We start from the raw sequence: 13209 nt of genomic DNA on the forward strand, positions 1-13209 counted from the left end.
TATGAATTCAATCATTCATCTTGAGGGTATTCGCAAGTGCTACTACATGGGTAAACAGGAATTGCCGGTATTGAAAGGCATTAACCTGAACATTCAAAAAAATGAATATGTAGCGCTGATGGGGCCATCCGGTTCCGGTAAAAGTACCCTGATGAATATCCTTGGCTGTCTCGACTCCCCTACTGGCGGCCGGTATATTTTGAATGGTCAGGATGTAAGTAAAATGCCAGATGATAACCTGGCCGATGTGCGTAATAAAGAGATCGGGTTTGTGTTCCAGCAATTCAACCTGCTTCCCCGGCTTACAGCACTGGAAAATGTAGCGTTACCCCTGGTGTATGCCGGTGTGTCGCGCAAGCAACGAACCGAAATGGCCATGGAGGTGATAAAAAAAGTGGGGCTGGAAGACAGAAGCCATCACAAGCCAAATGAATTATCGGGTGGTCAGTGCCAACGTGTGGCCATTGCCCGGGCATTGGTGAACAATCCCTCCCTTATTTTGGCCGATGAGCCTACCGGTAACCTCGATACCAAGACCTCTATAGAGATCATGCAGATCTTTGGTGAAATACAGGCCGCAGGCAACACCGTTGTTCTGGTAACCCATGAAGAAGATATTGCTAATCACGCCCACCGGATCGTGCGGTTACGTGATGGATTGATTGAGAGTGATAGGGTTAAAGCAGTTGTTGATGAGTTGGCAGGGTTATAAGGGGAGTAAAAGTTGATCAGTTAGCCAGTTGATCAGTTAACCAGGAAGAATTCAGTTGGAAGCGGTGTTGGTTAGAAACAAAGCACTAACATTTACATTTCCTTCATTAAAAAACTCATGGCACAAAAGATATATACTAAAACCGGCGATAAAGGTGCTACTTCATTAATTGGTGGAACAAAAGTTCCCAAATCGCACCTGCGTATTGAGGCATATGGAACAGTAGATGAATTAAGCTCCTTTATAGGCTTATGCCGCGACCTGCTTACTGATGCAGCCGCCAGAGACCTGCTGGCTGAAGTGCAGGACCGGTTATTTACCATGAACGCCTCACTGGCCTGTGATCCGGTTAAAGAGCCTAAAATGCGGATCCCCGATCTGAAGGAAGAAGATATTACCCTGCTGGAAAAGGAAATGGACCGAATGAACGAGATCATTCCTCCCATGAAAAGTTTTATTCTGCCAGGTGGCCACCCGGTTCTTTCTCAGTTACACATAGCCCGCTGCGTTTGCCGCCGTGCTGAGCGCTGTTGCGTTCGTCTTGACCAGGAAAGCGAGGAAGTGGAACCCATTATTTTGAAATACCTCAACCGCCTCAGCGATTACTTATTTGTACTGGCCCGTTATACAGGCCATCAGATGAATATAGCAGAAATCCCCTGGAAACCCAGGATCAATTAAACTATTTTCCCATCTTTCATATGTAGCAGGCGGTCGCTCATTTGCGCCAGTTCTTCATTGTGTGTAACAATTAAAAAGGTTTGATTGAACTGTTGCCGCAGGGTGAAGAACAGCTGATGAAGCTCGCGGGCATTGGCCGAATCGAGGTTGCCGGTAGGCTCATCGGCAAAAATAATAGCAGGTTTATTGATGAGGGCGCGGGCTACAGCTACCCGTTGTTGTTCGCCGCCAGACAATTGATTAGGTTTATTATCGATACGTTTTTCTAATCCCAACATTTGTAATAACGATAAAGCATGGTCAGCCACTTCCTTTTTGCTCCGGCCGGCCATCCAGCCGGGGATGCAAACATTCTCCAGGGCAGTGAATTCGGGCAACAAGTGGTGAAATTGGAACACAAAACCCACATGCTTATTGCGAAAGGCCGCCATCCGCTTCTCATTCAGGAAATTAATGCGTTCATTTCCCACCAAGACCTCCCCTTTATCCGGCTTATCCAGTGTTCCTAAAATGTGCAACAACGTACTTTTTCCGGAACCGGAAGGCCCTACTATACTGGCTATTTCGCCCTGTTTTATTTCCAGGTCAACACCCTTCAAAACCCATAACTGGCCATAATATTTTTGAATATTCGTCGCTGTTAACATGTGTTGTGAATTACTTCTAATATGGGGTCAAGATACTACAAACCATTGGCTTCCCGTTCATAGTATCCATTTGGGGAAATTTTTTAAGAATTCCTTCCATTATCTTTCAAAGATAGATTTGGTTTTTTCATTAGGAGGGTTACTTTTGCGAAAAATTGAGGGTGAGGGGAACAGGATTTATCAGGCTTTCTCCGACCCTAATTTTAATAACTGTACGTGGATTTAAAACTTTAAACAGGATAACCACATGTTTTGGACATTAGAACTTGCATCCTATCTCGAAGATGCACCGTGGCCTGCCACCAAAGATGAGCTGATTGACTACGCGATCCGTAGCGGTGCACCCATTGAAGTGGTAGAAAATCTTCAGGAACTTGAAGATGAAGGTGAAATTTATGAAGGTATTGAAGACATCTGGCCGGACTATCCAAGCCAGGATGACTTCTTCTTTAATGAAGATGAGTATTAAAGCCCATGGCTAAAAAATAGTGCAAACCGGTCGCTGTAAAGCGGTCGGTTTTTTTATCGGCAATTCTGAGTCGGCAGTTGGCAATCCGGCCTTCGCTGCGCTCGGGGCCGGTAATCGTGAAATCCCGACAAGTCGGGACAAGCTGTCAAACGAGAAACGTGAAACCTGAAAGGGTTCGCGAGCATGTAACATTCCCATTCCCTGTCACCCCTATCACCTCTTTCACTGTCTTCATCCTGGTCAACTGATCAACTTGTCAACTAAAAAAAAGGGCCTCTCTTATCAGAGAAACCCTTTCAATAATATCTTACTTCTTACTCCCTATTTCTCCATTTGCTCAATAACAGCCTGCGTAACCCCGGTAAAGGAGAAACCGCCATCATGGAACAGGTTCTGCATGGTAACCATTCTGGTTAAATCGCTGAACAGCGTAACACAGTAATCAGCACACTGATCGGCTGAAGCATTACCCAGCGGGCTCATTTTCTCCGCATAGGAAATAAAACCATCAAACCCTTTTACGCCGCTACCAGCAGTAGTTTGAGTAGGTGATTGAGAAACAGTATTGATACGAACTTTCTTTTTTACTCCATAATGGTACCCAAAGTTGCGGGCAACGCCTTCCAGCAATGCTTTCGCATCTGCCATTTCGTTATAATCAGGGAATACCCGTTGTGCAGCTATATAGGTCAACGCTACCACGCTGCCCCAATCACTGATGGCATCAAGGTCCCAGGCCGTACGCAATACCCGGTGCAGCGACATAGCCGATATATCTAATGTCTTTTGGTTAAAACCGTAGTCTATTTCGGTGTAAGGTTTGTTTTTCCGAACGTTCAGGCTCATACCTACTGAGTGAAGTACGAAATCTATTTGGCCGCCAAAGTGTTTCATAGCGCCTTCGAACAGGTTCTTCAGATCGTCCATATTGGTGACATCAGCGCCAATAACAGGGGCGTTTACCGCCTCAGCCAGTTTATTGATCTCGCCTATACGCAAGGCAACCGGTGCATTGGTCAATACCAGTTGTGCACCTTCCTCATGACAACGCAAAGCAGTTCTCCAGGCAATTGATTTTTCATCCAAAGCCCCAAAAATGATCCCTTTCTTTCCTTTAAGCAGGTTAAATGCCATAGAATTTTGATTTTAAATTTATTAATTCATCACCATTTCGCGGGCGTTTTCCAACGCTGCTGCCGTTGGCTTTTCGCCACTTAACATTTTAGCGATTGCGGTAATGCGCTCCTCCTGCGACAGTAATTTGATGCTTGTTTTTATGGAATTGCCCTTTATATCCTTGTAAACAAAGTAATGGGCATCTGCTTTTCCGGCAATTTGCGGTTGATGAGTAATGCTGAACACCTGGCGTTTACGGGCCAGGTCCTTCATGATAATAGCAACCTGTTTGGCAGCCTCCCCGGAAATTCCGGTATCTATTTCGTCGAAAATGAGCGTAGGCAGATCGAGTGACTGGGCCACCAGTGATTTTATACAAAGCATTAAGCGGCTTAACTCACCACCAGACGCTACTTTACGAATAGGTTCAAAGCGGTTGCTTTTATTGGCGTCGAACAAAAACTCAATATTATCCTGTCCGGTCATATGCAAATTGGCAAGTGGTGTCACATCCACCTGCAAACGGGCATTGGGCATGCCCACCTGGACCAGTAATTTATTCACTTTATCCTGCAATGGTTTTACCTGCTTTACCCGGTTGGCGGTTAGCCTGGCTGCCAGCTCAGTAGCTTTTTGCAGTAATTGCTGGGCTGCATTTTCTTTGGTTTGAATAGCTTCATCGATATTCAATACAGCCTGCAATCTTTGTTCAAGTGTATCTTTTATAACCAGCAGTTCCTGCGTGGTATGTACGCCATGTTTCTTCAACAGTTTATAACCAGTTGAAATGCGGTCGTTCAGTTGTTCAATCTTTCGCGGGTCATACTGCACCTGATCATTGATGCGCTCCACCTCATCAGCAATATCCTGTAACTCTATTTGTACCGATAACATGCGCTGCAGCAAGGCCGGTAAAGCCGGGTGGTTATCAGTAAACGCACCTAGCTGATTGTATAATGTTTTTAACTGCTGTACCATGGGCGACTCGCCTTCACTTAATTCATAACCCACTTTACTTAATGCAGTCTTTATACCTTCTGCATTGCTAAGCAGTTTAAGTGTTGCATCTGCTTCTTCCAACTCATTTTCTTTCAGGGCCGCCTCGTGCAATTCATCAAATAAAAACTTGTTATAATCGTATTCTTTGGTGAACTGGTCTTTCTGTTGTTGTAATTGCGAAAGCTCCTGTTGCGCCTTTTGCCATTGAGAATAGGCTCCCTGGTATTGTTGTAATACATCGGCATGACCAGCCAGTGCATCCAGCACCTGCCGTTGAAAATCGCTTTCGCCCAGTTCAAGGGTATCGAACTGGCGATGCAGATCAACCAGCATAGTACTTAACTGGCGTAACTGTTCCAGGTTAACAGGCGTATCGTTTACAAACGCTCTTGACTTGCCATTACTGCCAATTTCCCGGCGAATGACCAGTTCTTCTTCGACGTCAAGGTCCTGCTCCCGTAAAAAGGTTTTGACGGCTTTCTTTTCGCCAATTTCAAAGGTCCCTTCTACATAACATTTTTTATCGCGGCTTTGCAATACGGAAGTATCAACCCGGTCGCCCAGGATCAATGACAGGGCGCCCATTAAAATTGATTTACCGGCACCGGTTTCCCCGGTGATTATATTTAGCTTTTGCGAGAAGTCGATCTCTATCTCGTCAATTATGGCGTAGTTCTGAATGAAAAGTTTTTTAAGCACGGTACTTACTATTTGAGCGTAACAAATATAAATGCGATCATGGACTTATTATTACAGGGTTATCCCCATCGTGAATCGGCAAACGGCAAACGTGAAACGGCAAACAGCTCGCGATGTTTGGAACTAATATCCGACTTTGCGCCGCCTGAAATTTTTCTGCCTTTCTGCCTTTCTGCCTTTCTGCCTATTCTTTACAACGCGTAATGCCCGCTTTTGCTTTTGCATCGAGCGAATTTTTAAAATCATGGTCTTTCATATTCTGGCAACGCTGAAACCACTTTATAGCGGTTTGTTTATCACCATGTTGCTCAAAAATATAGCCGATCTGCAAGGCTGCCCGTGCTGCAAAATGTTCTTTTCGCTGCTCCCCCAACCCTATGGCCTCTTTATAGAATGTAATAGCCAGACTATCGTTTCCCAGATCATCATACAACCGGCCCGCCCTATAAGCAAATTCAAGTTTTTCTTCCGGCAGGGAAAAATTACCCGTGTTCTTCCCCTGTAACAGCGCCAGTGCCTGCCGAAAATACCCGCCATCATTCAACATGCGTGCCTGTAACAATAATTTATTGGGCCAGGTATCGGTAGTAGCTTCCTTTTGTGCCTGTTTATCTGCTTCCGAATCCGTAGTGCCCGTTGTCAATATTTTTTGCCGGTATAATCTGGCTTTTGTATCATCCCCCTGCAGGTAATAATGCCAGCTTAATTTTTGCAAGGCGTCCTTTACATAAAACCGGCCTTTAAAAGTATTTATAAACCGCTCGAGGTAAGGCGCCGCAGCGGGGTCAAGGTGATGCACTTTGGCATATCCCATTTCCATATCCCATACCGGCATCGCCAGGTAAGCAGGGCTCATATTTAGCGCCGTTACGATCTGTTCTGCCTTTTCAGCCTGTTGACTATTGCGGCTTAAATTCACTGCCAGGTAAGCAAACAAATGGTGATTCACCAGGTCAAGATGCTGCTGATCTATAAACTTAAAAACACCCGGTTTGTCATTCTCTACATAAAACTTCAGGTAACAATAGTAAAAGATGGCTTCCTCATGAAACAGCACCGACCATTCGTCGGTACCTTGTAAAAAGGTACTGATCTTCGACATGCCCTTTTTTATATTGCCGTTTATACCCAGCAAATTGCTAAGCCATTTATAACCATCAGGGATAGTGCCGGCAGCTACCTGCATGGCGCCGGCATACAGGGCGTTTGGAGCAAATCCGGGAAACTGTTGCTGGTTGTTCTTTACCTGTAAAAATGAACGGCGAAACTCCCACCCGGCATCCCAGTTGTTACCAAACTTCACCCTTACTGCCGCCCATTGAAAATGGATCACGGAACGGGCGAATAACAGAAAAGGGGAATTCTCCGGTCCTTCGCCCATCAGATCGAGGCGGGTATCCCGGTTGGGCAATCGCTTTTTGAATTCTGTGGGGTCTTCATTAAAGAACAGGGTAAAGAAGTCGATATAATTTTCGAGAAAATAAGGAATGAGGTTATTGGGGTGCTGGGCCTTCTCGGTGTTCAGCAATTGCTGGCCACTGGTCAATTTCAGCTGAATGATCTCATGGTAAGCCTGTTTACACCGGTCGTTAAAATCAAATACTTTTTGTGCCTGAGCGGGCACAGATAATAAAACCAGTAAGACTGCCAACCATGTTGGCCTCAGGCTAATCATGGCTGCAAGATACACAGTTAAGGCACAAACTCACACCTGAGCAAAGTCTTCGGCATGCGTAGGAAGGAACAAGTTAGTCACATAAAGCAAAAAGCCCCGACAGTACCGTCAGGGCTTCTCTATACCAGATGAATATCTTATTTTACTTCTACTGAATCGAACAGATCGCGGTCAACCAGAATACGGCCGCAGTTCTCGCATACGATGATCTTTTTACGCTGACGGATCTCGCTCTGGCGTTGAGGCGGGATAGCGTTAAAGCAACCACCACAGGCATCACGTTCTACAGGCACTACACCTAAACCATTGCGGTAGTTTTTGCGAATGCGATCGTATGACAACAACAGGCGCTCTTCTACTTTTTCGCGGGCTTCAGAAGCCTGTTTATTCAATGCTTTTTCTTCTTTTTCGTTGGTAGCAATGATCTTTTCCAACTCACCTTTCTTGGTGCTCAATACGCCTTCTTTTGTAGCGATGTTCTTTTTAGCTTTATCCAGTACTACTACTTTCTCAGCGATCTCTTCATTAGCATCGCGAATGTGTTTTTCGGCCAGCTTTATTTCAAGCTGTTGCATTTCAATTTCTTTGTTAATGGCCTCAAACTCGCGACTGTTCTTTACGTTCTCGCTTTGTTTTTCGTATTTTTTGATCAGGGATTCAGCTTCCTTGATCATGTTTTTCTTTTGGTTGATAAACTCCTGTATGCCGTTGATCTCTTCCTCAATACGAACCTGGCGGGAATGTAATCCCTGAATTTCATCTTCCAGGTCGCTCACTTCCATTGGCAGCTCTCCTTTCAGGATCTGTATCTCGTCGATCTTCGATTCAATCTTCTGCAATCCAACGAGTGCGCTTAATTTTTCTTCTACAGAGTAATCTTTAACGTTAGCCATAAAGAAATTTATAGTTTGTTGTTTATGGTAGCAGGTCCCCAGCTTCACCGCCCTGATGCATCTTTTGTTGTTTCATGCCGATCATTTGACTTATCGGCATCCCGACCTCGTCGGGACTTCAGCGTTCCCGATTTGTCGGGATCTTCAGTATTCACACAAAATAATGTACAGGATTGGTTTTTAAAGCCGTTTTAAGGACGGCAAAGGTAGGAAATTTTTCCTGCAAAACCCCAGCCAGTAAATCTATGGTAAATTGCTCACTTTCAAAATGCCCAATATCTGCAATTATCAGCCGGCCATCGGCATCAAAAAACTCATGATACTTCATATCACCGGTGATATAAATATCGGCTCCCACCCCTAATGCCTTGGAAACCAAGAAACTACCCGCCCCGCCACACAGTGCCACTTTTTTAACCGGCCTGCCCAGCAGGGTTGTATGCCGAATAAGGGGAAGGTCAAAGGCCTGTTTTAACAACTTCAGAAAGCTGGCTTCCGGCAGGGCCTCCGGCAGTTCGCCCACCAGCCCCGAGCCTATACCGGGATGGGTATTGGCCAGGTTCACAATATCATAGGCCACCTCTTCATATGGATGGGCAGTACGCAAAGCCCGTATCAGGTTGTTTTGAAGGTACCCCGGAAAAATGACCTCGATCCGGATCTCTTTTTCATAATGACGTTCACCCCGCTGGCCCACAAAGGGATTGGTTCCCTCCCCCGCCTTGAAAGTGCCCGTACCTTCTGCGCCAAAACTGCATTCATTGTAATTACCTATATGTCCGCCGCCAGCTTCAAAAAGCGCCGCCCGTACTTCCTCAACCTGGTCAACAGGCACAAACGTGTACAGCTTTTTCAGCATAGCTTCTTTAGGCGACAGCACCTTCCGGTTCTTCAACCCCAGTTTATCGGCCATCATACCATTCACCCCGTCTATTACATTATCGAGGTTGGTATGTATAGCATAAATAGCAATATCATTTTTTATGGCCGTAATAATGGTCCTTTCTACATAATTCTTTCCCGTGATCTTCTTCAACCCGCCAAAAATGATGGGATGATGCGCCACCACCAGGTTGCACCCGCGTTGTAAGGCTTCCATCACTACTTCTTCCGTAGCATCCAATGTACAAAGCGCGCCGGTACAAACCCAACCCGGGCTACCGGTTAGTAAACCGGCATTATCATAATTTTCCTGTAACGAGGGCGGTGCCACCGCTTCGAGCAAGGAAATGATATCAGCAATTTTCATAATTCAGCATGATTGTAACCAAAGATAGGCGAAACCCCGGCCCGGTATTACCAAAATATTTACATGACATCAAGGCATGTTAATTGCAAGGGATTGGGTACCTTAAATGAATTATTGTCGCTAACCACAACCTATCTATATGCGCGGAACATGGATAATTTTACTGATCATGGTCATTATTGGCGTAGGTATGTACTTCTGGTTTGGACGTAAACCAAAGCCAGCCAGTTATGATACCATTGTTTTCAAAAACACGGATGACACCATTATAAAAAAAATGCAGGTATACCTGGCCGATGACCCCAAAGAAGTAATGTTTGATAGTGTGTGGCTACTATCGCCAGATTCAACGCCACTGAAGAAAGTGCTGGACGGGGTTGCCCAGGATACTATGAGTAAGCAATACTCGAATATCACCCTGTTTCTTACATACGACCATAAATCGTTTTATGACCTGGAGATAACAAAGCCCAATCCCAAACTGGCTTATAACTATACCTTCGAAATTGAACCTATGAGTGACAGTGATACGCTGGTAATAGATGGACTTATTACCCCACAGGTAGGCGACGCCATGCACTTTGCCAGTCCGATGATGGAAATGTATTCAAAGTTTGTGGTTACCTATAATCATAAATTACCCCCACCACCACCCGATTCGCTGGCCATTAAAGGACATGATCCTAATAAAACGATCACAATACTGAGGAATTAGGCGAGCAAGTGAGTGGTCAGTTGTGAGTTGTCCGCAAAGCGGGAGGATTCCTTAAAACAATTAACTAAACGACATTGATTGGCTATTCCCCATTGCCATTCTTTGTTTGCCGTTTGCCGTTTGCTGTTTGCCGTTTGCCGTTTGCCGTTTCACGATAAAGCTACTATATACAAAAATGCCCCACTATAAAGTGGGGCATTTGTATATAGAAAAGTGAGTCTTTTATTCAATGATCTTCTCAACCCTTGTCAACTGCCCTTCTTCATTCATTCCTTCCAGGATAATGCGAATGCGTTTTGATACATCGTTATTATAGAAGGTCAGGGTTATTTTATGATTGCTCTTATCAGTAAGAATATAAGGCTGCCAGTACAAGGTAGTACGAATATCGGGCAGATCGGCATTGGTTACTTCCTTGCTGTAGTCGGGTGAATAGAACTCTTTGGGAACCGCATAACCGCTCAGTCTGCTTTTATCGAGGCCGCCAATATTGGAAGTATTGGAGCTTACATCTCCGCCTTTTTTGGTATAGATGGCAATAGCACCGCCGGCGCCGCCCCCTACCGCTCCAAAGAATGGTGGCCGGAATGCTTTCACATAAGCGATATCAGTAACCGGAATATTCTCAATGGCAGTTACATCAACCGGCATTTCATTTAAAAACAGGGAAGGTGTAGCGCCCCGCCATTGCAGCGAAGTTTGCCCGCCACCGGCTTGGATCTGTAAACCAGCTACGCGACCCTGCAGGTAAGTAAAGATGTTCATAGCACCCAGGGCCGCCACATCATCTGTAAGGTCAAATGTGGTTGCATCGCCACCAGAGAACAAACCACTGGTATAGCGTTCGTCCATCTGCTGTATTTTCGTCTTTGTTTTTGCTTTTACCGTAACGGTTTCCAGCGTTTTTATCTTTTTCTCCAGTTCAGGCCTTAACCGATCTGCTTCCGAAGCAAAGTATTTACCCCGGCTCAGCAAACTGGTGTCTATAGGCATAGGCACCCGCCAGGCTGAATCGGGTTTTATAAGGGTGGGACTTTTATGCGTTCCGTTGGTGAAATTTACAACAGACTTATTTGCGAGGTACTTGTTGTTATTAAACTGGTAAAACACACTTACCGTATCAAAGAACACCAGTCCGTCCTGTTGAAATTTACCCGATGAGTCTATAGATAAAAAGAATAACTGACGGCTAGAGTCTTTGGCCTGCAGGAACACATTGATCTGTGTATTCTTTGGCACCTGGTTGGGTAATACCCCGGTTAAGGTGGCGCTGAGTGATAAATAATTCTCGCGTGGGAATTTGATAACAGGCAATTTACCGGCCTCCAGTTCATCCCATTTAAACCGGCGCCAGCCGTTGGTAAGCATTACCAGGTCAAGGTGCGAGCGTACCGTATCATCATTACCGGTTAAATAGTAATAAGGGTTATGAATATATCCCCGCAGGTCGCCACTTAATAATAAATGCGACACAATATTATCGGCATCAGGATCAGCTTTGGAAAGGCCTGCATCGGTTATTGCAATACTCAGGTTCGATTTCAGTGTATCCGGCACATCGATCACCAGGGAGTTCTTTGCTCGTCGTTCAGTGCTTTTTGCAATAGGCACTACACGGGTGGTAAAGAAATAATCTTCTTTATTCACAAAGTTAATACGCTCAGCAATGGGTTTCCAGTTGGCATCGAACAACGTCATCTGTAACATACCGGTGGGAATGCCTTCCAGCGGAATGCTACCACTCACCATAAAATTCTGTTGCAGGTTCAACCGTGCTTTATATACAACCTGTGAATTGAAATAACCCAGCAGGTACAAAGTCTTTAGATCTTCCGGTGCATCCTGTGATCGTCTTATTATAAATGCCTGGCGGCTACCGGTGGGGGCGCATTGGATTACTACACCCGTTTGTTTGGCCACTGGTAATGGCGTTTTATGTGTTTGTTTTTTCTCGTCTGTCCATTCAGCATAATATGTTTTTCCAGCTTGAGGTTCTATGGTAAAACGCCCCATACCATCATGCACCGTACCAAAGGTGGCCACCGTTGCTCCTGCCGCCTCTTTTATAGCCCCTTCTGCCGATACCGGCAATCCGAATTCATCGGTTACTTTAACTGCCACTACCGATTCAAGCCCTGTTACCAGATCACCGCCTTCGGGAAAGAAGCGTAAAGTAACAGCCGAAGATGGGTTACTGCTGGCCCCGCCTTGCGAGGCTGTTGCCGGTTGTTTGGCTCCCGTTTGTTTGGCCCCGCTCTGCGGGGTTGTGGCCGCGGGGGCAACTGCAACTGTTTTATTAAGAATGCGGATGGTTTTGCTGAATAAAAAGCTGGTATCGAAATTCAGCATCCAGGTGGTATAAGCCCTGAAGATAATAGTGGGCGGCAAGTTGGCAGGAAGGTCAAAACTCCCGGCAGATGACCCTTCATAAATGGGGAGGATCTTCTGTTGCAATACCTTGCCCTGCTGATCAACCAGTTCAGCATAAAAGTTCTTGCTGATGGGTGATGGTACAATGCCTGCAAACAGGTATGATTTGAACCAGATGGTCTCACCGGTATTATAGGCCGGTTTATCAAAGTGAACATAGATCTTCTCCTGTGGGTATCTTTCACCATACAGGTTCACCATAGAATCGATCTGTTGAGCATAGCCGGCCCCTATACCGGAAAATAGTAAAGCCAAAGCAATCAGGGATCTATAAAAACGAATGCAATTCATGGGGCAATTTTACTTTTAACAAATTAATGGCTTTCATAGCTTAAAATTGATAAAATTTTGTCTATGAATTGTTAAAGAAACCCTCATATTAACGCTTTTTAATCTATCCTGCCGATTATTTGCGTCTCTTCCCTATTTTCATCGGAAATCGGCCGTCTGCCGACCTACAAAATGGCTACCGGTCGTTTGTGTTCATCTACCGCAACCAGGGTAAAGGTGCCTGTTATGGCCCTTTCCCGTTCAAAAGAATACATTTCCTCAATATATATTTCAACCAACACCCGCACACTGCTTTTACCGGTATGAATAACTTTACCTATCAACTCAATGATGGTGCCTGCCGGAATTGGCCGGGTAAAATCTATTTTATCTGATGAAACCGTTACCATTCGTTTGCGGGCAAACCGCGTAGCTGTAATAAATGCCACTTCATCCATTAATGCCATGGCAGTGCCGCCAAATAAAGTATCATAGTGGTTGGTAGTATTGGGAAATACGGCTTTAAATATGCGCGTTTCAGATTGTTTGATCTTTTCTTCGATTGTCATGTATATGTGTGATTTGCGAAATCTAAAAACAGTTTCAGGTTACAAGCCCCTGCGATCCCATCTAGTCGGGGCAGGCTCTGTAACC

General features: G+C 45.1%; 12 protein-coding genes. 4 read left to right on the forward strand and 8 right to left on the reverse strand.

Going from position 1 to position 13209, the window contains the following annotated elements:
- Position 1 precedes the first annotated feature (1 nt).
- A complete protein-coding gene (locus J7I42_RS01565) occupies positions 2-712 on the forward strand; it encodes an ABC transporter ATP-binding protein (protein ID WP_236065376.1) in 711 nt (236 codons plus the stop codon).
- Between the two features lie 117 nt (positions 713-829).
- Entirely contained in the window at positions 830-1393 is a 564-nt protein-coding gene (locus J7I42_RS01570) for a cob(I)yrinic acid a,c-diamide adenosyltransferase (protein WP_209137013.1), read from the forward strand.
- Here the strand turns inward: J7I42_RS01570 and J7I42_RS01575 are convergent.
- Entirely contained in the window at positions 1390-2040 is a 651-nt protein-coding gene (locus tag J7I42_RS01575; protein WP_209137014.1) for an ABC transporter ATP-binding protein, read from the reverse strand. The two genes, J7I42_RS01570 and J7I42_RS01575, sit on opposite strands and share 4 nt — an antisense overlap.
- Before the next feature lie 247 nt (positions 2041-2287).
- Between J7I42_RS01575 and J7I42_RS01580 the strand changes: the two genes are divergently transcribed.
- Positions 2288-2509, forward strand: coding sequence for a DUF2795 domain-containing protein (locus J7I42_RS01580; protein ID WP_014221625.1), 222 nt, complete (start codon positions 2288-2290; stop codon positions 2507-2509).
- Between the two features lie 321 nt (positions 2510-2830).
- Here J7I42_RS01580 and J7I42_RS01585 read toward each other — a convergent pair whose 3' ends face one another.
- The 5 genes from J7I42_RS01585 to J7I42_RS01605 all read right to left on the reverse strand — a co-directional run bounded on the left by J7I42_RS01585 (position 2831) and on the right by J7I42_RS01605 (position 9140).
- Positions 2831-3643 (reverse strand): enoyl-ACP reductase FabI, encoded by an 813-nt coding sequence (locus J7I42_RS01585; RefSeq protein WP_209137015.1) that lies wholly within the window; start codon positions 3641-3643, stop codon positions 2831-2833.
- A gap of 21 nt (positions 3644-3664) precedes the next feature.
- The gene (recN, locus tag J7I42_RS01590) at positions 3665-5323 is read right to left on the reverse strand and encodes a DNA repair protein RecN (protein ID WP_209137016.1); all 1659 of its coding nucleotides are present in this window, start codon (positions 5321-5323) and stop codon (positions 3665-3667) included.
- Positions 5324-5507: 184 nt separating this feature from the next.
- Complete coding sequence (locus J7I42_RS01595; protein WP_209137017.1) at positions 5508-6998, reverse strand: tetratricopeptide repeat protein; 1491 nt, start codon at positions 6996-6998, stop codon at positions 5508-5510.
- Positions 6999-7135: 137 nt separating this feature from the next.
- Positions 7136-7891, reverse strand: a complete 756-nt coding sequence (locus tag J7I42_RS01600) for a zinc ribbon domain-containing protein (RefSeq protein WP_209137018.1) — start codon at positions 7889-7891, stop codon at positions 7136-7138.
- Positions 7892-8042: 151 nt separating this feature from the next.
- Entirely contained in the window at positions 8043-9140 is a 1098-nt protein-coding gene (locus J7I42_RS01605) for a Nif3-like dinuclear metal center hexameric protein (RefSeq protein WP_209137019.1), read from the reverse strand.
- A 139-nt stretch (positions 9141-9279) separates the two neighbouring features.
- Between J7I42_RS01605 and J7I42_RS01610 the strand changes: the two genes are divergently transcribed.
- Positions 9280-9855, forward strand: coding sequence for a hypothetical protein (locus J7I42_RS01610; RefSeq protein WP_209137020.1), 576 nt, complete (start codon positions 9280-9282; stop codon positions 9853-9855).
- Positions 9856-10077: 222 nt separating this feature from the next.
- Here J7I42_RS01610 and J7I42_RS01615 read toward each other — a convergent pair whose 3' ends face one another.
- Positions 10078-12576 (reverse strand): hypothetical protein, encoded by a 2499-nt coding sequence (locus J7I42_RS01615; protein WP_209137021.1) that lies wholly within the window; start codon positions 12574-12576, stop codon positions 10078-10080.
- A 164-nt stretch (positions 12577-12740) separates the two neighbouring features.
- Positions 12741-13124: an acyl-CoA thioesterase gene (locus J7I42_RS01620; protein ID WP_209137022.1), complete on the reverse strand. Its 384-nt coding sequence runs from the start codon at positions 13122-13124 to the stop codon at positions 12741-12743.
- Between the last annotated feature and the right edge of the window lie 85 nt (positions 13125-13209).

This window comes from Niastella soli, from assembly GCF_017742245.1.
GTDB classification, from domain to species: Bacteria; Bacteroidota; Bacteroidia; order Chitinophagales; family Chitinophagaceae; genus Niastella; species Niastella soli.

What these genes read in the sequence shown, in the direction of transcription:
- J7I42_RS01565 (WP_236065376.1), top strand. Translation starts at nt 2, where the DNA reads ATGAATTCAATCATTCATCTTGAGGGTATTCGCAAGTGCTACTACATG.
- J7I42_RS01570 (WP_209137013.1), top strand. Translation starts at nt 830, where the DNA reads ATGGCACAAAAGATATATACTAAAACCGGCGATAAAGGTGCTACTTCA.
- J7I42_RS01575 (WP_209137014.1), bottom strand. Translation starts at nt 2,040, where the DNA reads ATGTTAACAGCGACGAATATTCAAAAATATTATGGCCAGTTATGGGTT.
- J7I42_RS01580 (WP_014221625.1), top strand. Translation starts at nt 2,288, where the DNA reads ATGTTTTGGACATTAGAACTTGCATCCTATCTCGAAGATGCACCGTGG.
- J7I42_RS01585 (WP_209137015.1), bottom strand. Translation starts at nt 3,643, where the DNA reads ATGGCATTTAACCTGCTTAAAGGAAAGAAAGGGATCATTTTTGGGGCT.
- J7I42_RS01595 (WP_209137017.1), bottom strand. Translation starts at nt 6,998, where the DNA reads ATGATTAGCCTGAGGCCAACATGGTTGGCAGTCTTACTGGTTTTATTA.
- J7I42_RS01600 (WP_209137018.1), bottom strand. Translation starts at nt 7,891, where the DNA reads ATGGCTAACGTTAAAGATTACTCTGTAGAAGAAAAATTAAGCGCACTC.
- J7I42_RS01605 (WP_209137019.1), bottom strand. Translation starts at nt 9,140, where the DNA reads ATGAAAATTGCTGATATCATTTCCTTGCTCGAAGCGGTGGCACCGCCC.
- J7I42_RS01610 (WP_209137020.1), top strand. Translation starts at nt 9,280, where the DNA reads ATGCGCGGAACATGGATAATTTTACTGATCATGGTCATTATTGGCGTA.
- J7I42_RS01615 (WP_209137021.1), bottom strand. Translation starts at nt 12,576, where the DNA reads ATGAATTGCATTCGTTTTTATAGATCCCTGATTGCTTTGGCTTTACTA.
- J7I42_RS01620 (WP_209137022.1), bottom strand. Translation starts at nt 13,124, where the DNA reads ATGACAATCGAAGAAAAGATCAAACAATCTGAAACGCGCATATTTAAA.